Source organism: Peptoniphilus sp. BV3AC2, assembly GCF_000478945.1.
GTDB classification, from domain to species: domain Bacteria; phylum Bacillota; class Clostridia; order Tissierellales; family Peptoniphilaceae; genus Peptoniphilus_B; species Peptoniphilus_B duerdenii.
The window spans coordinates 19,411-41,584 of sequence record NZ_AWXD01000018.1 but is presented as its reverse complement, the minus strand read 5'-3'; the positions used below and the strand labels follow the sequence as shown (position 1 = coordinate 41,584).

General features: G+C 36.7%; 27 protein-coding genes and 1 pseudogene. All 28 read left to right on the top strand.

The window, feature by feature from the left end; all coding sequences use genetic code 11:
- Positions 1-101: 101 nt before the first annotated feature.
- The 28 genes and pseudogenes from HMPREF1252_RS04465 (at position 102) to rplF (ending at position 22,174) form a co-directional block, all read left to right on the top strand.
- Entirely contained in the window at positions 102-3,524 is a 3,423-nt protein-coding gene (locus HMPREF1252_RS04465; RefSeq protein WP_023059549.1) for a DNA polymerase III subunit alpha, read from the top strand.
- A gap of 7 nt (positions 3,525-3,531) precedes the next feature.
- On the top strand, positions 3,532-4,485 hold the full coding sequence (pfkA, locus tag HMPREF1252_RS04460) for a 6-phosphofructokinase (protein ID WP_023059519.1): 954 nt from the start codon (positions 3,532-3,534) through the stop codon (positions 4,483-4,485).
- Positions 4,482-6,017, top strand: coding sequence for an NAD(P)/FAD-dependent oxidoreductase (locus HMPREF1252_RS04455; protein ID WP_023059517.1), 1,536 nt, complete (start codon positions 4,482-4,484; stop codon positions 6,015-6,017). Before pfkA ends, HMPREF1252_RS04455 begins: the two co-directional genes overlap by 4 nt.
- A complete protein-coding gene (locus tag HMPREF1252_RS04450; RefSeq protein ID WP_008901020.1) occupies positions 6,008-6,475 on the top strand; it encodes a tRNA (cytidine(34)-2'-O)-methyltransferase in 468 nt (155 codons plus the stop codon). Before HMPREF1252_RS04455 ends, HMPREF1252_RS04450 begins: the two co-directional genes overlap by 10 nt.
- Positions 6,476-6,483: 8 nt before the next feature.
- Positions 6,484-7,146, top strand: coding sequence for an HAD family hydrolase (locus tag HMPREF1252_RS04445; protein ID WP_023059542.1), 663 nt, complete (start codon positions 6,484-6,486; stop codon positions 7,144-7,146).
- Positions 7,140-8,027 carry an ADP-ribosylglycohydrolase family protein gene (locus tag HMPREF1252_RS04440; RefSeq protein WP_023059558.1) on the top strand — a complete coding sequence of 296 codons (888 nt, stop codon included), beginning with the start codon at positions 7,140-7,142 and terminating at the stop codon, positions 8,025-8,027. The genes HMPREF1252_RS04445 and HMPREF1252_RS04440 overlap by 7 nt, the downstream gene beginning before the upstream one ends.
- On the top strand, positions 8,024-9,142 hold the full coding sequence (locus HMPREF1252_RS04435; protein ID WP_023059520.1) for a hypothetical protein: 1,119 nt from the start codon (positions 8,024-8,026) through the stop codon (positions 9,140-9,142). The genes HMPREF1252_RS04440 and HMPREF1252_RS04435 overlap by 4 nt, the downstream gene beginning before the upstream one ends.
- Before the next feature lie 78 nt (positions 9,143-9,220).
- A pseudogene (locus tag HMPREF1252_RS10075) lies at positions 9,221-9,684 on the top strand (PrpR N-terminal domain-containing protein); the annotation flags it as partial.
- Between the two features lie 39 nt (positions 9,685-9,723).
- Positions 9,724-10,848, top strand: a complete 1,125-nt coding sequence (locus HMPREF1252_RS04425) for a helix-turn-helix domain-containing protein (protein ID WP_369756262.1) — start codon at positions 9,724-9,726, stop codon at positions 10,846-10,848.
- A 128-nt stretch (positions 10,849-10,976) separates the two neighbouring features.
- Positions 10,977-12,248, top strand: a complete 1,272-nt coding sequence (locus HMPREF1252_RS04420) for a GntP family permease (protein ID WP_023059518.1) — start codon at positions 10,977-10,979, stop codon at positions 12,246-12,248.
- 37 nt (positions 12,249-12,285) lie between these two features.
- Entirely contained in the window at positions 12,286-13,959 is a 1,674-nt protein-coding gene (gene ilvD / locus HMPREF1252_RS04415; RefSeq protein ID WP_023059548.1) for a dihydroxy-acid dehydratase, read from the top strand.
- A gap of 624 nt (positions 13,960-14,583) precedes the next feature.
- Positions 14,584-14,895: a 30S ribosomal protein S10 gene (gene rpsJ / locus HMPREF1252_RS04410; RefSeq protein WP_008901013.1), complete on the top strand. Its 312-nt coding sequence runs from the start codon at positions 14,584-14,586 to the stop codon at positions 14,893-14,895.
- A 59-nt stretch (positions 14,896-14,954) separates the two neighbouring features.
- Positions 14,955-15,587 carry a 50S ribosomal protein L3 gene (gene rplC, locus HMPREF1252_RS04405; RefSeq protein ID WP_023059545.1) on the top strand — a complete coding sequence of 211 codons (633 nt, stop codon included), beginning with the start codon at positions 14,955-14,957 and terminating at the stop codon, positions 15,585-15,587.
- A gap of 11 nt (positions 15,588-15,598) precedes the next feature.
- Entirely contained in the window at positions 15,599-16,288 is a 690-nt protein-coding gene (gene rplD, locus HMPREF1252_RS04400; protein ID WP_008901011.1) for a 50S ribosomal protein L4, read from the top strand.
- The gene (rplW, locus tag HMPREF1252_RS04395; protein WP_008901010.1) at positions 16,288-16,578 is read left to right on the top strand and encodes a 50S ribosomal protein L23; all 291 of its coding nucleotides are present in this window, start codon (positions 16,288-16,290) and stop codon (positions 16,576-16,578) included. Before rplD ends, rplW begins: the two co-directional genes overlap by 1 nt.
- Before the next feature lie 17 nt (positions 16,579-16,595).
- On the top strand, positions 16,596-17,426 hold the full coding sequence (gene rplB, locus HMPREF1252_RS04390; protein WP_023059554.1) for a 50S ribosomal protein L2: 831 nt from the start codon (positions 16,596-16,598) through the stop codon (positions 17,424-17,426).
- 10 nt (positions 17,427-17,436) lie between these two features.
- The gene (gene rpsS / locus HMPREF1252_RS04385; RefSeq protein WP_008901008.1) at positions 17,437-17,721 is read left to right on the top strand and encodes a 30S ribosomal protein S19; all 285 of its coding nucleotides are present in this window, start codon (positions 17,437-17,439) and stop codon (positions 17,719-17,721) included.
- A 12-nt stretch (positions 17,722-17,733) separates the two neighbouring features.
- Positions 17,734-18,069: a 50S ribosomal protein L22 gene (gene rplV, locus HMPREF1252_RS04380; RefSeq protein WP_008901007.1), complete on the top strand. Its 336-nt coding sequence runs from the start codon at positions 17,734-17,736 to the stop codon at positions 18,067-18,069.
- 10 nt (positions 18,070-18,079) lie between these two features.
- Positions 18,080-18,838 carry a 30S ribosomal protein S3 gene (gene rpsC, locus HMPREF1252_RS04375; RefSeq protein ID WP_008901006.1) on the top strand — a complete coding sequence of 253 codons (759 nt, stop codon included), beginning with the start codon at positions 18,080-18,082 and terminating at the stop codon, positions 18,836-18,838.
- Positions 18,839-18,858: 20 nt separating this feature from the next.
- The gene (rplP, locus tag HMPREF1252_RS04370; protein WP_008901005.1) at positions 18,859-19,290 is read left to right on the top strand and encodes a 50S ribosomal protein L16; all 432 of its coding nucleotides are present in this window, start codon (positions 18,859-18,861) and stop codon (positions 19,288-19,290) included.
- The gene (gene rpmC / locus HMPREF1252_RS04365; protein WP_023059538.1) at positions 19,280-19,486 is read left to right on the top strand and encodes a 50S ribosomal protein L29; all 207 of its coding nucleotides are present in this window, start codon (positions 19,280-19,282) and stop codon (positions 19,484-19,486) included. Before rplP ends, rpmC begins: the two co-directional genes overlap by 11 nt.
- 3 nt (positions 19,487-19,489) lie before the next feature.
- Positions 19,490-19,744, top strand: a complete 255-nt coding sequence (gene rpsQ / locus HMPREF1252_RS04360; RefSeq protein ID WP_023059526.1) for a 30S ribosomal protein S17 — start codon at positions 19,490-19,492, stop codon at positions 19,742-19,744.
- 18 nt (positions 19,745-19,762) lie between these two features.
- The gene (gene rplN, locus HMPREF1252_RS04355) at positions 19,763-20,131 is read left to right on the top strand and encodes a 50S ribosomal protein L14 (RefSeq protein WP_008901002.1); all 369 of its coding nucleotides are present in this window, start codon (positions 19,763-19,765) and stop codon (positions 20,129-20,131) included.
- A gap of 13 nt (positions 20,132-20,144) precedes the next feature.
- Positions 20,145-20,453: a 50S ribosomal protein L24 gene (gene rplX, locus HMPREF1252_RS04350; protein WP_008901001.1), complete on the top strand. Its 309-nt coding sequence runs from the start codon at positions 20,145-20,147 to the stop codon at positions 20,451-20,453.
- Between the two features lie 11 nt (positions 20,454-20,464).
- Positions 20,465-21,007 (top strand): 50S ribosomal protein L5, encoded by a 543-nt coding sequence (gene rplE, locus HMPREF1252_RS04345; RefSeq protein WP_008901000.1) that lies wholly within the window; start codon positions 20,465-20,467, stop codon positions 21,005-21,007.
- Positions 21,008-21,019: 12 nt separating this feature from the next.
- Positions 21,020-21,205: a type Z 30S ribosomal protein S14 gene (locus HMPREF1252_RS04340; protein WP_008900999.1), complete on the top strand. Its 186-nt coding sequence runs from the start codon at positions 21,020-21,022 to the stop codon at positions 21,203-21,205.
- A gap of 23 nt (positions 21,206-21,228) precedes the next feature.
- The gene (gene rpsH / locus HMPREF1252_RS04335) at positions 21,229-21,624 is read left to right on the top strand and encodes a 30S ribosomal protein S8 (protein ID WP_023059527.1); all 396 of its coding nucleotides are present in this window, start codon (positions 21,229-21,231) and stop codon (positions 21,622-21,624) included.
- A 13-nt stretch (positions 21,625-21,637) separates the two neighbouring features.
- Entirely contained in the window at positions 21,638-22,174 is a 537-nt protein-coding gene (rplF, locus tag HMPREF1252_RS04330; RefSeq protein ID WP_008900997.1) for a 50S ribosomal protein L6, read from the top strand.

Here is a 22,174-nt window from a genome sequence, read left to right as displayed (position 1 = left end):
GCTATATAATTTTATAAAGAAGGTTTAATAAAACTTTGTCTTTATATACTTGTTTTTATATAATAGAAGAAAGATAAAAGATATAGAGTAAGAGGGAGTTTATGTTTACACATTTACACGTGCATACTGAATATAGTTTGCTCGATGGTTCTACTAGGATCAAGGAATTGCCGAAGAAGGTAAAAGAACTGGGCATGGATTCTATTGCCATCACTGACCACGGAAATATGTTCGGGGCGATACAATTTTATAAAGCTTGCAAGGATGAAGGGGTGAAACCTATCATGGGATGCGAGGTCTATGTTTCGTCTACGGATTTAAATGTGAAGGACAGGACTTCTAAAAGGTATCACTTAATTCTCCTTGCGGAAAACAATAAGGGCTACGAAAATCTTATGAAGATTGTCTCCAAGGGTTGGGTAGATGGATTCTACTACAAACCTCGTGTAGACAAGAAGGTTTTGAGAGAATACAGCGAGGGAATCATTGCCCTTTCTGCATGTCTTCAAGGGGAAGTGCAAAGAAAGATTTTGGATAGGGACTTCGAAGCTGCAAGGAAAGCTGCTCTAGAATATCGAGATATTTTTGGAAAGGACAATTTCTTTTTAGAGGTTCAAAACCATGGCATTAGGGAGCAACTTGAAGCGAATATTCACCTTAGAAATTTAAATAGAGAACTTGGGATATCTCTTGCTGCGACAAACGATGTGCATTACTTAGAAAAATCAGATGCAAAAGCTCATGATGTGCTTCTTTGCATCCAAACAGGAACTATTCTTTCCGATGAAAAGAGGATGAAGTTTCCTTCTGACGAATTTTATTTAAAGAGCGAAGATGAAATGAAAGAGGCTCTGCCGGATTTTACAGATGCAATAGAAAATACTTACGAAATCGCTAAGAGATGCAATGTGACCATCGAGTTTCACAACTATCATCTACCTAAGTTCGACGTGCCAGATGGATACACAAACGACGAATATCTAAAAGAACTTGCTCTAAAAGGTCTTAGAGAAAAATACGAAAACCTAGACGAAAAGATTATGGAGAGGTTTAATTTCGAACTTAACACCATCATCTCCATGGGTTACACCGACTACTTCTTAATCGTTTGGGACTTTATAAATTACGCAAAAGAAAATGGAATTATGGTCGGTCCCGGTAGAGGCTCTGCCGCTGGCTCAATCATTTCTTATGGACTTGGAATTATAGACGTGGATCCCCTTAGATTTGATCTTCTCTTCGAAAGATTTTTAAATCCAGAGAGGGTTTCCATGCCTGATATAGATATCGACTTCTGCTACGAAAGACGCGAAGAAGTAATCGAATATGTAAATAGAAAGTATGGCAAGGATCACGTGGCACAGATAGCCACATTTGGAACCATGGCGGCGAGGGGAGCCATAAGAGACGTAGGTCGTGTAATGGATATTTCCTACTCAAAGGTGGACCAAGTTGCCAAGATGATTCCTCAAGAATTAAATATAACTATAAATAAAGCTATTGAAATGTCTGAGGATCTTCGAAATGCAATGAGAGACGATCCGCAGGTGAAGGGGATAATAGATACGGCGCTAAAAGTCGAAGGACTTCCAAGACATATGTCCACCCATGCAGCTGGTGTTGTAATTTCAAACAGAGACGTAACGGATTACGTACCTCTTGCGAGAACCGACGAGCAGCTTTTAACCCAGTTCAATATGACGGAGCTAGAAGAACTCGGTCTACTTAAGATGGACTTCTTGGGACTTAGAACTTTAACTGTTATCCGTGACGCTGTGAACATGGTTAAGGAAAATTATGGTATAGAAATAGATTTTAAAGACCAAGGTTTTGATGATCCTGAAGTTATAGATCTCTTTAAACATGCAAACACTCTTGGAATATTTCAATTTGAATCCTCTGGAATGAGGGCGTTTCTAAAGGAATTAAAGGCGGATGCATTTGAGGACTTGGTAGCGGCGAACGCATTGTTTAGACCGGGACCTATGTCTCAAATTCCTAGATTTATTGAATCAAAACACGATCCGTCCAAAATTTCCTACATTCATCCGTCCCTTGAACCGATACTAAACGTAACCTACGGATGTATCGTCTACCAAGAACAGGTTATGCAGATTGTGCAACAGATAGGTGGATACAGTCTAGGACGTGCGGACCTGGTAAGGCGTGCCATGAGTAAAAAGAAGATGTCCGTTATGGAAGAGGAGAGAAATAATTTCATCTACGGACTTAAAGATGAAGAGGGCAACGTGCTTATAAAGGGAGCACTTGCAAATGGTGTCGACGAAAAGAGCGCCAACGAAATCTACGATTTGATGATAGATTTTGCGAACTACGCATTCAACAAATCTCATTCAGTTGCATATTCTGTGGTTGCATATAGAACTGCATTTTTAAAGAGGTACTATCCAAAGGAATTTATGGCTTCACAAATCAGTTCCTTTATGAGTTCTCCAAAACAGGTTGCGCTATATGCAGAAGAGCTAAAGAGGCTAAATATAAAACTTCTTCCACCTTCAGTAAACGAATCTAGAAATAAATTTACCGTTGAAGAAGATGCGGTGAGATTCGGACTAAAGGCGGTTAAAAATGTGGGAGACAACTTCATCGATGCAATCGTAGAAGCGAGAAAGGAAAAGAAGTTCACCTCCATGACCGATTTTATAAGAAGAGTTGTGGAAGTAAATTCATCTGCAATAAACAAGAGAGCTTTGGAATCTCTTATAAAGGCTGGAGCATTTGACTTCCTACCTGGAAATCGTGCGAAATACCTGGCTGTTTATGAGAGAATTTTGGAATCTGTTCAATCTGGAATCAAAAACAATGTAAAGGGACAGTTCTCCATGTTTAATGAAAAGACTGATGAAGATGATCTGCCAAACTTAAAAGATTTCGATGAAAAGACGAAACTTAACATGGAATACGAAATGCTCGGCATCTACGCCAGCGGTCACCCGTTAAATCCATATAGAAATGCAATAGAAAACAACAGCAGCACCAACACTTCAAAGATTTTTGAAAATCCTGTAAACGGACAGAATGTAAAGATTTCTGGAATCATAAAACAAAAGAGAAATCTCATTACAAAGAACAACAAGATGATGTGTTTTGCAACATTGGAAGATTTCTTCGGCACCATTGAGCTCATCGTCTTTCCAAATGTATTTCAAAACTATGGATATCTCGTAGAAGAGGAAGAGGTCATAACAGTGACGGGAACTGTCAGTGCCTCTGATGTTGAAGAACCAAAGATCTTAGTAAATACCATTGAGCCTTTGAAAGAATCGGACAACAGAACTCTCTACATCGCAGTTAAAAGTTTTGACGAGGGGATAAATCGTGCCCTTACAGGCATATTTAGAAGATATAGGGGCAGTAGTCCAATCATCATCTATGATGAAAAGAAGAAGACCCCATTTAAGATAATAAAAGATTTGTATATAGATTTGGACAAGGTAGAGGAGCTAAAGTACGAAGTGCTACCTCTAATAGACAATGATCCAAACAAGTTTGTAGTAAAGTAGGTGTGTTATGAATATAGCAGTTATGACCTCCGGTGGAGATGCGCCTGGAATGAACGCAGCCATTCGTGCGGTGGTGAGGACTTCTATTTATAAAGGGATGGAAGTCTACGGAGTCTACGGTGGATTCGAAGGACTGATTGAAGGAAAGATTGAAAAATTAAATCTATCCTCTGTTGCGGATATCATTCAAAAGGGTGGAACCATCCTAGGGACTTCTCGCTCCAAGAGATTTCAGTCAGAAGAAGGTCAAGAGAGCGCGGTAAGTAAATTAAAAATTTATAATATAGATAAACTCGTAGTTCTAGGTGGAGATGGAAGTGCAAAGGGAGCCATGGCTCTTGAGAAAAAGGGAATAAAGACTGCAGTCATACCTTGCACCATCGACAACGACATGGGATATACGGAATCGACCATTGGATTTTATACCGCCGTTGAAACGGTTACAGATGCAATTTCAAAGATAAGGGATACCACAGAAGCTCATGGTAGAGCAAATGTGGTGGAAGTCATGGGAAGAAGCTGTGGAGATATAGCTCTCTATGCAGGTATATCCGGCGGAGCGGAATCCATTATCGTACCGGAAATGGAAACGAACATGGATGAAATCGCAAAGAAGATGCTCGAAGGAAAAAATCGTGGCAAGAGACACCACATCATTCTAGTTGCAGAAGGTGCGGGAGAAGCTCACGAAGTTGCAAGAGAACTTCAAAAGCTTACGGGAATCGAAACTAGAGTGACAATTCTTGGATACATTCAAAGGGGAGGAAGTCCTGGTCCTGCAGATAGAATCATGGCTACATCTATGGGAGTTGTCGCTGTGGAGAGTCTACTAGAAAATAAATCTGTGGCGATAGGAATAAGAGGTGGCAGAATCTTTTCTGAACCTATTGGTACCGCCCTAAGAACGAAGAATAAATTTAACAGAAAACTTTACGAGACGATGAAGATGGTTTCAATATGATTTTAATAAGAAATATAAAAGTAAATATCGGTGAAGATTTGAGAGAAGTACTTGAAAAGAAACTGAAATCGAAAAACTTCACCTACAAAATATATAAACATTCAATAGATGCAAGACGGGAAGTCTACCACAACTACCAAGTCCTTGTAGATGGAGACAGAATCAAACTAAAGGGTCTTGATTGGGAAGATTTTGAAGAAGAAAACTTCGAGACCACATCTCATGGAAATGGTAAGACTGTCACAGTGGTGGGAGCAGGTCCTTCTGGACTTTTCGCAGCATACTTCCTTGCAGAACACGGAGCGAAGGTAAATGTAATCGAAAGAGGAAGTCCCATTGAAGTTAGAGCGGAAGAAGTGGAAGCACTAATGGAAGATGGAATTTTAAATGTCGACTCCAATATCCAATTTGGCGAGGGAGGAGCGGGTACATTTTCCGATGGCAAACTCACTTCCCGCTCCAAGGACAAGAGAAGTCACTACGTCTTCGATGTGCTGGTTAAACATGGTGCGCCGGAAGATATTCTCTATGAAAAGATGCCCCACGTAGGTACCGATGTTCTAAGACAAGTTATAATAAATATGAGAAAGTACATGGAGTCCATCGGGGTCAAGTTTTTCTACAACGAAAAGTTTGAAGAATTTATTTATGAAGAAAATTCTAAAGGCGAAAGAAATGTAGTTGGAATCAAAACTACAAAGAACAGCTACCTAAGTGACTACATCGTCCTCGCCCTTGGAAATTCTGCAAGAGACACTTTCGAATATTTAAATAAAGAGATGGAGATGAAATCTAAACCATTTGCGGTGGGATTTAGAATTGAACATCTCCAAGAATATATAGATAAAACTCAGTACAAAGAACACTACAAAGATCTTCCGAGAGCGTCTTATACACTTAGGGCGAAGTCTGGTGAGAGATCCATCTACACATTCTGTATGTGTCCCGGTGGAGTGGTAGTTCCAGGAATGAGCGAAGAAAACACAGTAGTGGTAAATGGAATGAGCTACCATGCTAGAGATCTTGAAAATGGAAACTCTGCAGTGGTTGTAACTGTGGACGAAAATGATTATGGCGATGGAAATCTTGACGGAATGTATTTTCAAAGAGAGATTGAAAAGAAAACCTATGATCTTGGAGGAGGCGACTACCACGCACCTGTCATACTTGCGAGAGACTTTGTAGAGAAGAGAGAAACGAAAGAATTTAAAAATGTAAAACCAAGTTACAAACCTGGATTTAAAATAGAAAATCTTTGGAAAATATATCCAAAAGAAATATCAGAATCCCTTCGTGAAGGACTTATTGAAATGGACAGAAAGATGGAAGGATTCTTAGACGGCGCGGTTTTGACAGGATGTGAAACGAGAACATCATCACCAGTTAGAATCGTAAGAGACGAGAACATGAAATCCTCCATAGAAAATGTATATCCAATAGGAGAAGGAGCAGGATATGCAGGAGGAATTATAAGTTCCGCCATCGACGGAGTGAAATGCGCAATTGAAATATTGGAGGAAAAATGTCACTAAACATAGTACTATACGAACCAGAAATCCACTGGAACACAGGAGCCATAGCGAGATCATGTGGACTAACCCACACTAGGCTCCATCTTATAGAGCCATTTGGATTTGAAATAGACGACAAACATTTAAAGAGAGCGGGCCTCGACTATTGGGACCTAGTAGATATAAATATATATAAAAATGTAGAGGAGCTATACGCTAAGTATCCAGAAGGCAGATTTTTCATGGCGACGACCAAGGCGAAGAAACTATACACAGAAGTTGAATTTCAAGATGAAGACTTCATAATGTTTGGACCAGAGACGAGAGGATTGCCAGAGGATATGATCTTTGGAAATTACGATATGGCGATAAAGATTCCGATGCTGAAAGACTTTGGAAGGAGTCTAAACCTTGCAAACTCTGCAAATATAATCTTGTTTGAAGCGCTAAGACAACTTAATTTTTTAGATTTAGGATAAGGAGATAAATGAAAAAAGGAACTATATTTTTTGATTTCGACGGAACCATTCACGAAACCATGTACATCTACGGACCGGCGCTAGATATGGCGAAAAAATACTTAGATGAACACAAGATACCTTACCAAGGATTGGAAGAGAACCTCTATCACACCTATCTCGGTTACAACGCAGACGATATGTGGAAGATGGTCATGGGTGGCAATGATAAGGAGACCATTCACTTCGTTTCAAGCATCGTAGGAAGAGAGATGAATTCCAACTTGGATAAAGGCCTTGGACGACTCTATCCAAAGACGGAAGAAATTCTTCTGACACTTAAAGATAAGGGCTACACCTTAGTTTATATTTCCAATGCGAGAAACACCTACTATGAAAAGGTAAAAGAAAATTATAAATTGGATAGATTTTTCGATGGATTTTTGACCTCACAGATGTACAATGAACTTCCAAAGGAAGAAATTTTAAAATCGGTGAAGCACAAGTATCCTGCGCCATACTACATAGTTGGGGACAGATTCTTCGATATGGTAGGCGGACAGAAAAACAACATGACCACCATCTTTTGTAACTACGGATATGGAAAACCAGAAGAAGGAAAAGATGCAAGCTATAGAATTGATAGCATAGACGAACTTTTAGAAGTAATGAGATTGGAGGAGAAATGTTAGGAGCAATCATAGGGGATATAGTAGGTTCAATCTACGAATTTGACAATATAAACACCAAGAATTTTGAATTTTTCCAAGATAATATGGGACTAACCGATGACTCCGTCATGACCTTGGCAGTTGCAAGAGCTCTAATGGATACATTGGAAACGGGAAATGAAAGTGGTTTTAAAAATCTATCTAGAAAAATCTCAGAAGAAAAATTAAAATTCATAAGAGATAAATTTAATGCAGGAGAAATATATCCGAAAACAGAGCTTGAAGCAAATGCAATTCTTAGAATGGTTGAAATCGGAAATAAATATCCGTACATGAGCTACGGAACCAGGTTTAGATACTGGTTAGAAGATCCAATTCCATACAATTCATTTGGAAACGGCTCCGCCATGAGAGTAAGCCCTGTGGCATATGTAGCTAAGAATTTAGAAGAAGTTAAATTTCTTTCGAAAGAAGTGACCAAAGTATCCCACAACCACGAAGAAGGTATAAAGGGAGCGGAGGCTACAGCAGTTGCAATATTTATGGCGAGAAATAAATGTAGCAAAGAAGAAATAAAAGCTGAGATGGAAAAATATTATAGCCTAGACTTTAACTACGAAGACCTGGTAAAAAACTACGGCTTCGACGAAACCTGCCAAGGAACAGTTCCAGAAGCTATATATATATTCTTAGAATCGAAAGACTTCGAAGATGCAATAAGGACAGCCATCTCCATAGGAGGAGACTCGGACACCTTGGCGGCGATAGTAGGCTCCATAGCAGAAGCCTACTACACCATTCCAGAAGAAATAGCGAATAAGGCACTTAGCTACATGGATAGTTATGAAAGAAAAATCTACGATGAATTTGAAAAATTAATAATCAAAGAGGAAAATAAATGAAAAAGATAAATAAAAAGATAATTGCGATGGCAGCCTTCATGTTATTTTTAGTAGCATGCGGCAATAAAAACACATCACATCAAGTAAAATCTACAACAATAGAAACAGAAAAAGGAATCCAAACCTATAAGAAAGCCATAAAGACAATTGATGACATGGGCTTTAAAAAAGAAGAAGTAAAAGTTGCAGAAAAAGACATGGATAAAATCTTGGTAATAAAATACTTGGATGACAAAAATGTACTAGCAACTAAGGATAATGAGATGTTCTACCTTAACTTAGAAACTGGAGAAAAAGAAAAAGTGGACCTAGGAGGTGCGGACCTACTAAACAAATCACAAAGCTATGCAGTCTTTGCCGACGTGAAGAAACCGCAAGATGGATTTAAAATCCTAAATGTAAAGGATAAAACAGTGACAGAAGTTCCACTAACAGAAGAACTAAAGAAATTTATAAAAGAAAAAGATCTCTTCATCGGAAGAATCATGATCACAGATCAAAATGTAGCACTAGAACTATCAACCAAGGACGGAAAGGACACCTATACAAGTGTCTACAATATAGAAAAGAAAGAATTTTCAAAACCGATGACTGGAGGATTCTACCAAGAAATCGGCGGCAAATCATACTCATTTGCAAAAGAAGAAGGCAAATATACGCTTCTAGATGAAAATGGACAAACCAAGATAAGTGTAGAAGGATTAATGATTTTGGATTCAGAACCAACAGGATTTATCATGGCGTACGCACCGGCAGATAATAGAATTATTCTTTATAAGCTTACAGACGAATTAAAACTAGATGAACTATACTTAGTAGTTCCAAAGGATAAGGAAGATCTATATGACTTTGCAGTCTACGCTCAAGACGTGACAGAAGATTACATGGTGCCAACCATAATGAATAGAGAGACGGGAGAACAGTTTATCTATAATAGAAAAGAAGATTCTTTTATAAAATTTGAAAATGGAAAGAAGAATATAATCTCCGACATATATAAAGGAGAAAATGACGAACTACTAGTAATAAAGTACGAATACTCTGACGGCGAAGGAACCACAAAAGATCCGTATAAAGCATCTAAGTTTATAGGTGCGGAACTATATAGTAAGTAAGAATGGATTAATTTATAAGAAATATATAGAAAGGGAGGTGGTATTGTGAGAATTTATATTGTTGCGACCTATGAAGCTATGGTAAATCCAATTAAGAAGCTGATGAAGAAATATAAAAATATTGACATCGACTATGGGGTAGGGATGCTAGATGATGGACTTAAACTTGCTACAGAAGCTAAAAAGAGAGGCTACGAAGCTATAATATCCAGAGGTGGAACAGCTAGATTAATAAAAAACATTTGGATATTCCGGTAATAGATGCGAAGCCATCGGGAAACGACCTCTTAAAAAGCATTTTAATTGCTAAGAACAATGATTTAAAAACATCTGTAATTGCATATTCCAACATAACAGATGGAGCTCTAGAAATAATAGAACTTTTAAATTTGAATTTTCAAGTACACTATATAAAGGACAAAGTTGGGCTAAGTTCACTTCTTATTGATTTGAAAAATGAAGGGTATCAACAAATTTTGGGAGACTCCCTTGCAATAAAGCTTGCTAAAGATCTAAATTTCAACACTGTTTTATTTCAGACTAGCTATGAAACTTTAGAAAATTTCTTGGGATATGCGATTATGATTTTGAAACAAACCAAGAAGATCAATGAAATGGATGTGATCAGATCTAGGTTTTTAACAAATACTATAAACAATTATTGCGTAATTTTAAACAATAAAATAATCTTTTCAAAACTAGAAAATTTTGAAAAAATACCAGTTTCCTATGAAAAATGTATAAACCTAATATATGAATTTGAAGAAATAAGAAATCACAAAAGTGAAATTAAAACTAAAATTGATGACATTAATATAAGAGTAACTTCAATCAATATTTCGAATGACAAATACTATCTATTTGAATTTAAAAAAATTGAAGAAGAGGATAACCTTCCTATAGGAGTGTACGAATTTGAAATTGGCAATAATTTTATTCCGGTTGAAAAGTCTAAGGCTATGAAGAATTTATACCTGAAATTGCAGAAGTTGGTTGAAAAAAATGAAGCTATATTTATAGAAAAAGACAATGAATACACTCTTAATGAGGTGCTAAATTATATACTAAGCCTGAATAAATCAGAAACCATTCTAATAGATGGAGACAAAATAGAAATTGAAAACTACTTTGAATCAATAAAAAATGACACAAAAAATATAATCTTAAAAAACATTAAAAGCTATGAAGCAATAGAAGGAATTTCTAAGAAAAATAAAAATTATGACGGAATACTTATAATAGTTTTAGATAAGAATTCTATTCTATTAGAAAGTGTTGATCCTAGCAAAACTATTATGATACCTGGCACCATAAAGAGAAAAGATGATTTAATAAATATATTTAACAACTATATAACTAACTATAGGGAAAAACATGGAACAGCAGCTTTAAAAATCCAAGATGACATGTTTGAAAATGATGAAAGTTTATTAGAAGAAGATTTAGACGACCTATTGATGGTTTTAAGACGATGCATTTTGGAAGAAGATGAGCTTTTGATAACAAAGGAGATCTATCTAGAACATCTATACAAAATTAAAAATGAAGATACCAAGCCTTGTAGAGATATTAGTCTAGATCAGATGGAGAAAGAAGCAATTCTCTATCAATTACAAAAAGAAAACTATAATCAGAGTAGAGTAAGTGAGATATTGGGGATTAGTAGATCTACATTATGGAGAAAAATGAAGAAATATAATATTTAGCCGTTTCAAAATGAAACGGTTTTTTTATTTTAAATAATTGATGTTGCAAAATGAAAGCTTAAATGGCAAAATATAATTAAATCGTTTGCAAAATGATTTAAATTCTTTTAAGAAGGGGGAGAATAGTTTTGGTAAGTGTTTCAACAACAGGTGCTCTTATTGCATTAGCAATAGCTATTATAGTAATTGTTATGGGAGCTCCGCCAGCATACGGTATGATACTAGGTGCATTAATTGGAGGAATTGTTGGAGGAGTAAACGCTAAAGAAGTAGTTACGCTCATGTTTGGTGGAGCTGGAGGAATGTCACCAACTCTACTTAGAATTATGGCAGCGGGAGTCTTGGCAGGAGCTTTGATAAATTCCGGATCAGCAGATGTCATAGCGGAAAACATTGTCGAGAAACTAGGAGAAGCAAATTCTCTAATAGCAATAATCGCATCTATATTTATTTTGACAGCAATTGGAGTATTCGCAGACGTAGCTTGTTTAACTGTTGCGCCGATTGCGATGCTAATAGCACAAAAAACAAATTGCTCTAAGTCAGTTATCATGATGGCTATGTGCGGAGGAACGCACGCTGGTAATGTAATGTCTCCAAATCCACAAGCAATAGCTCTATCGGATTATTTCCAAGTTCCTCTTACAACAGTAATGCTAGGAGGAATAATTCCGGCAGTATTCGGTTTTATAGCTACAATACTTCTTACAAAATTGGTACATAAACTAGGGATTGGAAGTGAAGTTGTTATTGTAGAAGAAGAAGGAGCAGTAGAATTAGGAAGACCTAGTCTATTTGCGGCAATAACAGGTCCAGTAGTAGCTATTCTACTATTGGCACTTAGACCAATTGCAGGAATTGAAATAGATCCTTTAATAGCTCTACCTATAGGGGGACTAATCACTTGTATTCTTACTGGAGATTCTAAGAAATTCGTTGAATTTTCTTCAAAGGGATTAACTATGATGTCAGGTGTTATTCTACTTCTTTTAGGAACTGGAGCATTATCAGGAATAATTGCAAACTCAGGATTAAAAGAGTCGTTAATACACATAGTTGAAGTGTTAGGCCTATCAGGATTTTTATTAGCGCCGATTACTGGTTTAGTTATGGGGGCTGCAACCGCATCTGCAACAGCAGGAAGTACAGTTGGATCTCAAGTATTTGGAGAAACAATACTATCCTTTGGTGTAAAACCACTGCAAGCAGCGGTTATGATACATTCAGGAAGTAATACTCTAGACGGACTACCACACGGAAGTTTCTTCCACACAAGTGCAGGTAGTATAAGAATGGATATAAAAGAAAAACTTAGACTATTACCATTCGAATTTTGTGTAGGTTTAGTCATGACAATAGTAGCTACTATTGTATATGGATTAATAGGTTTAAATTTTTAGTTAGAAGATAAAAGGTTTAAAAATTTAGGGGGTTAATATGAAAAAACAAATGAACAGTCAAAAGGTTTATCAAGGACCAGAAAGAATCGAAGCAAGATCACTACTATATGCAACAGGAAAATTAGAAAAAGATATCGGAAGAAAACCACTAATAGGAGTTGTAAACTCATTTAACGAAATCGTTCCAGGACATTTCCACTTAAGAAGCATTGCAGATGCTGCAAAACTTGGAGTAGCAGCAGGCGGTGGAATTCCGGTAGAGTTCCCAGCAATAGCTATGTGTGACGGAATAACAATGAGCCACGAAGGAATGCACTACCCACTGGCATCAAGAGAACTAATAGCGGACAGTATTGAAGCAATGGCTAAAGGACATGGACTAGATGGATTAGTTTTAATTCCTAACTGTGACAAAATAGTACCAGGAATGATCATGGCAGCACTTAGACTAAACATACCATCAATAGTTGTAAGTGGTGGACCAATGGCAACAGGATACTATAAAGATAAAACAGCTGACTATTCAACTTGTATAGAACAAATAGCCGCATATAAACTTGGAGAAAAGAACGAAGAAGAAATGGAAGCATACGCACACGCAGCGTGCCCATCATGCGGATCATGTGCAGGAATGTTTACAGCAAACAGTATGAACTGTCTATCAGAAGTACTAGGACTAGCACTTCCATACAACGGAACTATCCCTTCATACTATGGAGATCGTATCGCTCTAGCTAAGATGGCAGGAGAAAGATCAGTAGACCTAGTAAAAGAAGATATCAGACCAAGAGATATAGTAACAGAAGAAGCATTTAAAAATGCGATAGTAGTTGACATGGCGATAGCAGGTTCAACCAACACAACTCTACACTTACCAGCAATTGCACACGAATGCGGACTAGAATTATCACTAGAAAAATTTGATGAAATATCTAAGAAGACACCAAACCTATGCCACATCAGTCCATCTGGAGACAAATTCATGTTTGACCTTCACATGGCTGGCGGAATCCCAGCTGTAATGCACGAACTTGACAAGAAAGGACTTCTTAACAATACACTTAAAAACATCAATGGTAAGACAATAAAAGAAAACATAGAAGGAAAAGCAACGAGAGACCCAGAAGTAATAAGACCAATAGAAACACCGTTTAACGACGAAGGTGGAATCGCAGTGCTAAAAGGAAATATAGCACCTGGCGGATGTGTAGTTAAATCAGCAGCAGTAAGACCAGAAATGATGAAACACAAAGGAGCAGCAGTAGTATTTAACAGCATGGAATCAGCGACAGAAGGAATTTTCTCTGGAAAAGTTAAAAAGGGAGATGTAGTAGTAATCAAGTACGAAGGACCTAAAGGCGGACCAGGAATGAGAGAAATGCTAACACCAACATCTGCAATCGTAGGAATGCACCTAGCCAATGACGTAGCACTTATAACAGATGGAAGATTCTCAGGAGCAACTAGAGGAGCAGCAATAGGACACGTATCACCAGAAGCAATGGAAGGTGGACCATTCGCAATAATTGAAGATGGAGACATCATAGACATCGATATACCAAACAGAACAGTAAATATAGAACTAAGTGATGAAGAAATCCAGAAGAGATTAGACAATCTAGTTAAGCCAGAACCAAAAGTAAAAGAAGGATACCTAGTAAGATACGCAAGAATGGTATCATCAGCAAACAGAGGAGCAGTACTAGAATAATAAAAGCTTATAAAACTCCTAACAATTTGAAACGATAAGCGAAAATATAAAAGACCGGTAAGAGGAATCTTATTTGGTCTTTTTTTATCCATAATTATTTACATCATTAAGAGAGTTTAAAAATTATTTCTTGAAGATATTATGAGTAACCAAATTTTACAAAAAAATTTATTATTAAGATATATTGAAAATTAAGTCTGAGTGATTAGAAAAATCTAATCTATTATAGAAGCAAAATATTTTTTGAAACAAATTTGCTAAATTTTATTAAATTTACATTTTTCACAAAAATTTCATCTTAATCATTTTACTTTTTGCAAATCATATGGTATTATATCTAAAGCTTAGGTGTTCCTAGGCTTTTTTATGCGGGAAAATTTCTAATTATTTTGATTTAAAAATCATTAATTACTTGAAATTTTAGCCGTTTTATTGTATAATATTTAAGTATTTGTTTAATGAAAAAATTGCGATGATGTCATAGGTTGCCTAAGATTTTCGGGAAAAGGACCTTGGGGTAATTATGACGGAGAAGTCCGAAGAATCGGGCTGGGTTATTTTCCTACGCACTGGATACACCAGGATGCGTTTATCCATAACCCCCTTCGCAAAGAGGAGGTAAAAATGTCAAACAAACAAAAGATTAGAATCAGGCTTAAAGCTTATGATCACGAATTACTTGATAATTCAGCTAAGAGAATTGTAGAAGCTGCTAAGGCTACTGGAGCTAAGGTTTCAGGACCTATTCCTCTTCCTACTGAAAAGGAAGTTGTAACTATTCTTAGAGCTGTTCATAAGTACAAAGATTCTAGAGAACAATTTGAGCAAAGAACTCATAAAAGACTTATCGATATTCTTGGTCCAAACCAAAAGACCGTTGACGCTCTTATGAAGTTAAATCTTCCTGCAGGCGTTGATATAGAAATTAAGCTTTAATAATTGTTCTTTATAAGATTACGATGTAATCCGCTGTAAAATTTAGGAGGTGTAGAAATTTGAAATTTCTAATTGGTAAAAAAGTCGGCATGACTCAACTTTTTGACGAAAATGGTACAGTTACTCCTGTAACAGTTATTCAAGCTATGCCTAATGTCGTTGTTCAAAAGAAGAGCGTTGAAACTGATGGTTATAATGCAGTTCAAGTTGCTTCTGGCGATGTTAAGCTAAACAGGGTAAACAAACCAACTAAAGGACATTTCGAAAAGGCTAATGTTGAGCCTAAGAAATATCTTAACGAATTTAAAACTGATGATTTAGATAGCTATGAAATCGGAAAAGAATTAAATGTTACTGTCTTTTCTGAAGGAGATTTCGTAGATGTTGTAGGAACTTCTAAAGGTAAGGGAACCCAAGGGGTTGTAACTCGTCACGGTTTCGGACGTGGTCGTGAAACTCACGGTTCTAAGTTCCACAGAATGCCTGGTGGTATGGGAGCTGCAACTTATCCTGGAAAAGTTTGGAAGAACCACAGAATGGCTGGAAAGACTGGTAACGAAAGAGTTACTGTTCAAAACCTACTAGTTGTAAGAGTTGACGAAGAAAGAAACTTAATCTTCGTTAAAGGATCTATTCCAGGACCTAAACGTGGAAAAGTCACTGTTAAAGAAACAGTTAAACAAGGTAAGTAAGGAGGGTTTTCATGACAAAAGTTAAAGTATTCGATATGACTGGAGCTGAGGTTTCAGAAATTGAACTAGATGAAAACATCTTTGGTTTAAAAGAAGAGCTAACTGAAGAAGAAATCGAAAAGTTAGTTGAAGAAGGAAACTTCGATACTGAAAATAGAATTAATAGACACGCAGTTTACCTAGTTGTTAAAAACCAACTTGCAAACAAGAGACAAGGTACTCACGCTTGCAAAACTCGTGCAGAAGTAAGAGGTGGAGGTAGAAAACCTTGGAGACAAAAGGGTACAGGACGTGCTCGTCAAGGTAGTATCCGTTCACCACAATGGAGAAAAGGTGGTATCGTATTTGCGAAAAAACCTCGTGATTACTCATACACTACTCCTAAGAAAGTTAGAAGACTTGCTCTTAAGTCTGTGCTTACTTCTAAAGTAAACTTAAACGAAATTATCGTAATTGACGACATTAAGATGGATAACATTAAGACTAAGGACTTCAAGAATTTCTTAAATGCTGTTGGCGTTAAGAAGAGTGCTTACGTTGTTACTGCAGAACATGACAGAAATGTTAATCTATCAGCTAGAAATATCGCTGGAGTTAAAGCTTCTGAAGCAAGACTTATAAATGTTTATGATCTTTTAAAACATGAAAATCTTGTTATTTCTAAGGCTGCTCTAGGAACAGTTAGTGAGGTGTTTAAATAATGAGTAAGTTTGATATTATTATAGAACCAATAATAACTGAAAAATCAATGGCTGACATGGAACATAATAAGTACACTTTCAAAGTTAAAAAGACTGCTACTAAGCCTGAAATTAAAAGTGCTCTAGAAAGCATCTTCGGAGTAGAAATTGAAAGAGTAAATACTATGCATGTTAGAGGTAAATTAAAGAGACAAGGAGCTACTAGTGGATACAGAGCTTCTTGGAAGAAAGCAATTATAACCCTTAAAGATTCATCTAAACCGATTGAATTCTTTGAAGGTTTGAACTAATAAAGGGGGATTAAGTAATGGCAATTAGAGGATATAAACCCACAACTCCTTCTAGACGTCAAATGACAGTAGCTACATTTGAAGAAGTTACAAGGAGCATTCCTGAAAAGTCACTTACTGTAAATCTTAATACTACTGCCGGAAGAAACGCTCACGGAAGAATCACTTCTAGACACAGAGGCGGCGGAGTTAAGAGAAAATACAGAATCATCGATTTCAAAAGAAATAAAGATAATATACCAGCTAAAGTACAATCTATAGAATACGATCCATACAGAACTGCATACATTGCACTTGTTGCATATGCAGACGGTGAAAAGAGATACATCTTAGCACCTAACGGATTAAAGGTTGGAGATGTTGTTGAATCTGGAGAACACGCTGACATCAAAGTTGGTAACGCTCTAGAACTTAAGAACATCCCAGTTGGTACAACTGTTCATAACGTTGAATTACTACCTGGTAAGGGTGGACAACTTGCAAGATCTGCAGGTGCTGAAGTTCAACTTATGGCAAAAGAAGGAAAGTACGCAACTCTAAGATTACCTTCTACAGAAATGAGAATGGTACCTATCAATTGTAAAGCAACAATTGGTCAAGTAAGTAACATCTCTCACGAACTTATAACTTTAGGTAAAGCAGGTAAGAGCAGATATCTTGGAAGAAGACCTCACGTAAGAGGTTCAGCGATGAACCCAGTAGATCACCCTCACGGTGGTGGTGAAGGACGTGCTCCAATTGGTCGTCCATCTCCAATGTCTCCATGGGGTAAGAAGACTCTAGGACTTAAGACTAGAAAGAAAAACAAGAAATCTAACCAATTTATTATAAGAAGAAGAACTAAGTAGGAGGGGAAAAATGAGTAGATCACTTAAAAAAGGACCTTTCGCTGATGAGCATCTTCTAAAGAAAGTAGATGCACTTAACGAAAAGAATGAAAAACAAGTAATTAAAACATGGTCACGTCGTTCAACAATTTTCCCAGAAATGGTAACACACACTATAGCAGTTCACGACGGAAGAAAACATGTTCCAATATATATAACAGAAGATATGGTAGGACACAAATTAGGTGAATTTGTACCTACTAGAACTTACAAGGGTCATGCTGGAAAAACCGAAAAGACCATTGGTGGAAAATAAGGAGGTTTTTAAATGGAAGCAAGAGCAATTGCAAAATATATAAGAATTTCACCTCTAAAAGTTCACTATATATGTGATGAAATTCGTGGCAAAAGCGTTGAAGAAGCAAAAGCTATACTTATGTTTACACCAAAACGTGGAGCAAAAGAGCTTTTAAAAGTATTAAATTCAGCAGTAGCCAATGCAGAAAATAATTTGAATTTAGATGCTGACGATCTTTATGTTAAAGAAGCTTACGCAAATGACGGACCAACTATGAAGAGATTCCGTCCTAAAGCAAAAGGTATGGCTTATCCAATCTTAAAGAGATCAAGTCATATCGGCGTAGTCGTAGCAGAAAGAGAGTAAGGAGGTAAAAATGGGCCAAAAAGTTAACCCACACGGTCTTCGCGTTGGCATTATAAAAGACTGGGATTCAAAATGGTATGCTAACAAAAAAGATTTTAGCGATCTTCTAATCGAAGACAACAAAATTCGTGAGTATATAAAGACTAAACTATATGCAGCAGGAATCGCAAAAGTAGAAATCGAAAGAGCTGCAAATAGAGTAAAAGTTTCAATCTCTACCGGTAAACCAGGAATGGTAATAGGCCGTGGAGGAGTTGGAGTAGAAGAACTAAGAGCAGAACTAGAAAAATTAACTGGTAAAAGCGTAGTAGTAAATGTTGAAGAAATCAAGAATCTAGACATGGATGCAGTGCTAGTAGCTGAATCAATAGCAGAAGCACTAGAAAGAAGAATTTCATTCAGACGTGCTATGAAACAAGCAATCCAAAGAACCATGAGAGCTGGAGCAAAAGGAATTAAAACAGCAGTATCTGGAAGACTTGGCGGAGCAGACATGGCAAGAACTGAAGGATATTCAGAAGGAACCATTCCTCTACAAACACTAAGAGCAGACATCGACTACGGATTTGCAGAAGCAGATACAACCTACGGAAAACTAGGAGTAAAAGTTTGGCTATACAAGGGAGAAGTTCTTCCTCAAGCAAGAAACGGACAACCTCGCGAAAGAGATAATAGAAAAAAAAGAAGAAACGATCGTGACGGTAGAAATAGAAGAGGAAAAGGAAATTTCCAAAACCGTAGAAAAGACAACACTAACAAGGAAGCTTAGTAAGAAGGGAGGAACACAATATGTTAATGCCTAAAAGAGTTAAATACCGTAGAGTACACAGAGGCAGAATGAAGGGTAAAGCACAAAAAGGTAACACACTTACCTATGGTGAATACGGCCTTCAAGCTTTAGATCCAGCATGGATAACAGCAAACCAAATAGAAGCAGCAAGACGTGCGATGACAAGATATATCCGCCGTGGTGGTAATATTTGGATCAAAATCTTCCCAGATAAACCAGTAACAGAAAAACCAGCTGAAACAAGAATGGGTTCTGGTAAAGGTGCACCATCTTACTGGGTATCAGTAGTTAAACCAGGAAGAGTATTGTTTGAAATGAGTGGAGTATCAGAAGAAATTGCAAGAGAAGCAATGAGGCTTGCAGCAATGAAACTACCAATCAAAACTAAATTTGTTATGAAAGATAAGGATGGTGAATCAATTGAAGACTAAAGAGATTCGAAGCCTTTCAAGTGAACAACTTGTAAATAAAGTAGAAGAATTAAAAAACGAACTATTTAATCTAAGATTTAGACTCGCTACAGGTCAACTTGATAATCCATCAAGTATAAAGCTAGTTAAGACAGACATTGCAAGATGCAAGACTATCTTAAGAGAAAGAGAACTAAACTTAGGAAGGGAGGCATAATCCATGGAAAGAAACCATAGAAAGACAATAATCGGAACAGTTGTAAGTGACAAAATGGACAAAACTATAACTGTTGCTATAGAAACATTTGTTGCACATCCCATCTATAAAAAGAGATTTAAAAAGACTAGTAAGTTTAAAGCTCATGACGAAAACAATGAGTGCCAAATAGGCGATAAAGTAAAACTAATGGAAACTAGACCACTATCAAAAGACAAAAGATGGAGACTAGTGGAAATTCTAGAAAGAGCAAAATAAGGAAGGAGGATTTCTTTAATGATTCAACAAGAAAGCAGAATGCGTGTTGCAGACAACAGCGGTGCTAAAGAACTTTTAGTAATCAAAGTACTAGGAGGAACAAACAGAAAGATCGCCAATATTGGAGATATCGTAGTTTGTTCAGTTAAAAATGCAACACCTGGTGGCGTTGTTAAAAAAGGCAGTGTTGTAAAAGCAGTTATCGTAAGAACATCTAAAGGAATTAGCCGTCCTGATGGAAGCTATATAAAATTCGATGACAATGCAGCAGTAATAATCAAAGATGACAAGTCTCCAGTAGGAACTCGTATCTTTGGACCAGTAACGAGAGAATTAAGATACAAAGACTTTATGAAGATAATCTCTCTTGCACCGGAAGTACTTTAATTAGGAGGAAACTATGAGAATAAAAAAAGGTGACACAGTTAAAGTAATAGCCGGTAAATACAAAGGAAGTACCGGTAAAGTTTTAAGGACTTTTCCAAAAGAAGATAAAGTAGTAGTTGAAAAGGTAAACATGGTTAAGAAACATCAAAAACCAAAAGGACCTCAACATCCAGGCGGAATCGTGGAAATGGAAGCACCAATTCACGTATCTAACGTAATGTACTTTGATTCAAAGACAGGAAAAGGAACAAAACTTGGATATAGAATAGAAGACGGTAAAAAAGTTAGATTTAAAAAATCCGACGGAAATACCATTAAATAAGGAGGTAGAGGATGACTTCCAGACTAAAGGAAAAATATCAAGAAGAAGTAATAAGCTATCTTATGGATAAATTTGGATACAAAAATGTAATGCAAGTACCAAAACTTGAAAAAGTAATAGTAAACATTGGACTTGGAGAAGCAAAAGACAATCCAAAAGCTTTAGAATCAGCAGTAAATGATTTAACAATCATCACAGGACAAAAGCCAATAATAACAAAAGCTAAAAAATCTATCGCAAACTTCAAACTTCGTGAAGGACACGCTATAGGTACAAAAGTAACCCTAAGAGGCGAAAAAATGTATGACTTCCTAGATAAGCTAATGAACGTTGCTCTACCTAGAGTAAGAGACTTTAGAGGAGTAAAACCTACTGCATTTGACGGTAGAGGAAATTACGCTTTAGGATTAAAAGAACAATTAATATTCCCAGAAATTGAATACGATAAAGTAGATGCAATAAGAGGAATGGACATTGTAATAGTAACTACAGCAAATACTGACGAAGAAGCCAAAGCTTTCCTTGAAAAAATGGGAATGCCTTTTGCCAGATAAGGGAGGTAGAAAATGGCAAAGAAATCAATGATTGCTAAACAAAAGAGAAAACCGAAATTTTCTACACGTGCATACACAAGATGTAAAATTTGTGGAAGACCACACTCAGTTCTTAAAAAGTATGGTATTTGTAGAATATGTTTTAGAGAACTTGCTTACAAGGGACAAATCCCAGGCGTGAAAAAAGCTAGTTGGTAAGTTTAGCGAAGGAGGAAAACTATATGATGACAGATCCTATTGCAGATATGCTTACTAGAATTAGAAACAGCAATAATGCAAAACATAAAACAGTTGACGTACCTGCGTCAAACATCAAAAAAGAAATAGCACAGATTCTACTTGACGAAGGATACATCAAATCCTTTGACTTCATCGAAGACAACAAGCAAGGAATGATAAAAGTAGAACTTAAATATACACAAGACGGAGACAGAGTAATCTCAGGACTAAAGAGAATCTCTAAACCAGGACTAAGAGTATATGCAAATTCAGCAGAACTTCCAAAAGTACTAGGAGGACTAGGAATTGCAATAATCTCAACATCAAAAGGAATAATAACAGACAAAACAGCGAGAGAACTTAACGTTGGTGGCGAAGTTATTTGCTACGTTTGGTAATAGGAGGCTATAAATGTCAAGAATTGGAAAAAAACCTATAGAGATCCCATCAAACGTAACAGTAACCATTGACGGACATACAGTTACAGTTAAGGGACCAAAAGGTGAACTTAAAGAAACATTCAATGAAAATTTAACAATCTCACTAGAAGACGGAGTACTTGAAGTAACAAGACCAAATGATGAAAAGAAAATCCGTGCACTACACGGACTAACAAGAACTCTAATCTACAACATGGTAGTGGGAGTAACAGAAGGATATACAAAAGAACTTGAAATAGTAGGTACAGGATACAGAGCAGCTAAACAAGGAAAGAAACTAGCTCTAACACTAGGATTCTCACATCCACTAGAACTAGAAGATCCAAAGGGAATAGAAGTAGAAGTTCCAGCACCAAACAAAATTATAATTTCAGGTTCAGATAAGCAACAAGTTGGACAATACGCAGCACACATCAGAGGATACAGAAGACCAGAACCTTACAAAGGAAAAGGAATTAAGTACTCAGATGAAATCATAAGACGTAAAGTCGGAAAAACTGGTAAGTAA

Excerpts from the sequence above, each read along its gene's own strand:
- HMPREF1252_RS04465 (WP_023059549.1), top strand. The coding sequence starts at position 102 with ATGTTTACACATTTACACGTGCATACTGAATATAGTTTGCTCGATGGT.
- pfkA (WP_023059519.1), top strand. The coding sequence starts at position 3,532 with ATGAATATAGCAGTTATGACCTCCGGTGGAGATGCGCCTGGAATGAAC.
- HMPREF1252_RS04455 (WP_023059517.1), top strand. The coding sequence starts at position 4,482 with ATGATTTTAATAAGAAATATAAAAGTAAATATCGGTGAAGATTTGAGA.
- HMPREF1252_RS04450 (WP_008901020.1), top strand. The coding sequence starts at position 6,008 with ATGTCACTAAACATAGTACTATACGAACCAGAAATCCACTGGAACACA.
- HMPREF1252_RS04445 (WP_023059542.1), top strand. The coding sequence starts at position 6,484 with ATGAAAAAAGGAACTATATTTTTTGATTTCGACGGAACCATTCACGAA.
- HMPREF1252_RS04440 (WP_023059558.1), top strand. The coding sequence starts at position 7,140 with ATGTTAGGAGCAATCATAGGGGATATAGTAGGTTCAATCTACGAATTT.
- HMPREF1252_RS04435 (WP_023059520.1), top strand. The coding sequence starts at position 8,024 with ATGAAAAAGATAAATAAAAAGATAATTGCGATGGCAGCCTTCATGTTA.
- HMPREF1252_RS04425 (WP_369756262.1), top strand. The coding sequence starts at position 9,724 with ATGATTTTGAAACAAACCAAGAAGATCAATGAAATGGATGTGATCAGA.
- ilvD (WP_023059548.1), top strand. The coding sequence starts at position 12,286 with ATGAAAAAACAAATGAACAGTCAAAAGGTTTATCAAGGACCAGAAAGA.
- rpsJ (WP_008901013.1), top strand. The coding sequence starts at position 14,584 with ATGTCAAACAAACAAAAGATTAGAATCAGGCTTAAAGCTTATGATCAC.
- rplD (WP_008901011.1), top strand. The coding sequence starts at position 15,599 with ATGACAAAAGTTAAAGTATTCGATATGACTGGAGCTGAGGTTTCAGAA.
- rplW (WP_008901010.1), top strand. The coding sequence starts at position 16,288 with ATGAGTAAGTTTGATATTATTATAGAACCAATAATAACTGAAAAATCA.
- rplB (WP_023059554.1), top strand. The coding sequence starts at position 16,596 with ATGGCAATTAGAGGATATAAACCCACAACTCCTTCTAGACGTCAAATG.
- rpsS (WP_008901008.1), top strand. The coding sequence starts at position 17,437 with ATGAGTAGATCACTTAAAAAAGGACCTTTCGCTGATGAGCATCTTCTA.
- rplV (WP_008901007.1), top strand. The coding sequence starts at position 17,734 with ATGGAAGCAAGAGCAATTGCAAAATATATAAGAATTTCACCTCTAAAA.
- rpsC (WP_008901006.1), top strand. The coding sequence starts at position 18,080 with ATGGGCCAAAAAGTTAACCCACACGGTCTTCGCGTTGGCATTATAAAA.
- rplP (WP_008901005.1), top strand. The coding sequence starts at position 18,859 with ATGTTAATGCCTAAAAGAGTTAAATACCGTAGAGTACACAGAGGCAGA.
- rpsQ (WP_023059526.1), top strand. The coding sequence starts at position 19,490 with ATGGAAAGAAACCATAGAAAGACAATAATCGGAACAGTTGTAAGTGAC.
- rplN (WP_008901002.1), top strand. The coding sequence starts at position 19,763 with ATGATTCAACAAGAAAGCAGAATGCGTGTTGCAGACAACAGCGGTGCT.
- rplX (WP_008901001.1), top strand. The coding sequence starts at position 20,145 with ATGAGAATAAAAAAAGGTGACACAGTTAAAGTAATAGCCGGTAAATAC.
- rplE (WP_008901000.1), top strand. The coding sequence starts at position 20,465 with ATGACTTCCAGACTAAAGGAAAAATATCAAGAAGAAGTAATAAGCTAT.
- HMPREF1252_RS04340 (WP_008900999.1), top strand. The coding sequence starts at position 21,020 with ATGGCAAAGAAATCAATGATTGCTAAACAAAAGAGAAAACCGAAATTT.
- rpsH (WP_023059527.1), top strand. The coding sequence starts at position 21,229 with ATGATGACAGATCCTATTGCAGATATGCTTACTAGAATTAGAAACAGC.
- rplF (WP_008900997.1), top strand. The coding sequence starts at position 21,638 with ATGTCAAGAATTGGAAAAAAACCTATAGAGATCCCATCAAACGTAACA.